Source organism: Collinsella sp. CLA-ER-H5, assembly GCF_040092375.1.
GTDB lineage: Bacteria > Actinomycetota > Coriobacteriia > Coriobacteriales > Coriobacteriaceae > Collinsella.
This window is the reverse complement of record NZ_JBBNLR010000052.1, coordinates 1-670: the sequence shown is the minus strand read 5'-3', so window position 1 is coordinate 670 and position 670 is coordinate 1. Positions and strand designations below refer to the sequence as shown.

Sequence of the window (670 nt, the reverse complement as noted above, 5' to 3'; positions counted from 1 at the left end):
GGCATGAGCTTCGGCTGGTGCCGTGCCGCGGCGTAGCACCATGAACCCTCAACGGCCAGCTTCCTCACGAGCGCGTTGCCCGCACCGCTGATGCCTCCGAGCCGCACGGAGTCGCCACTCGACCTCTGACTCGGCGCGAGGCCGAAATAGGCCGTGACCTGCCTTCCGGAACGGAACCTCGTGAAGTCGCCGACCTCGGCCGAGAAGGCCGCGGCCAGCGCGAAGGCGCAGCCCTTGATCGACTGGAGGGCGGCCACCTCCGCGGCGATCGGGCTGGCATCCACGGCGGCCCCGTACTCGGAGAGCAGGTCCGCCCGGGCCTCCGCCGCGGCCTCGACCTCGTTCCTCAGGGCGGCGAGCGCCCGAACCCCGCCATCGTCCTCCGGCCTGACCTTGTCGAGCCACCTCAGGAAGTCGTAGGTCCAGTACTTCCTCGGGTTGCCGGCGGGCGTGGTGCCGCCGTAGACGAACCCCCGCCTTGCGAGGAAGGCGAGCAGCCGCTGCTTGGCGGTCGCCAGGCGCGCGGTCGCCCCGTCGTAGGCGCCGGCGAGGTCCCTGATGCCCTCGACCTCGGGGGAGGGGACCCATACGGGGGAGATGTCGTGGGCGAGTATCGCCTTGGCCATCCTGGCGGCGTCGTTCCTGTCGTTCTTGGAGGCCGAGTCGGCGG

The 670-nt window shown here is 71.2% G+C and carries 1 protein-coding gene; it reads right to left on the bottom strand.

Annotation, left to right across the window (positions count from 1 at the left end; genetic code table 11):
• The coding region (locus tag AAAX31_RS10070; protein ID WP_349077113.1) for a transposase at window positions 1–670 on the bottom strand (670 nt) is incomplete at both ends.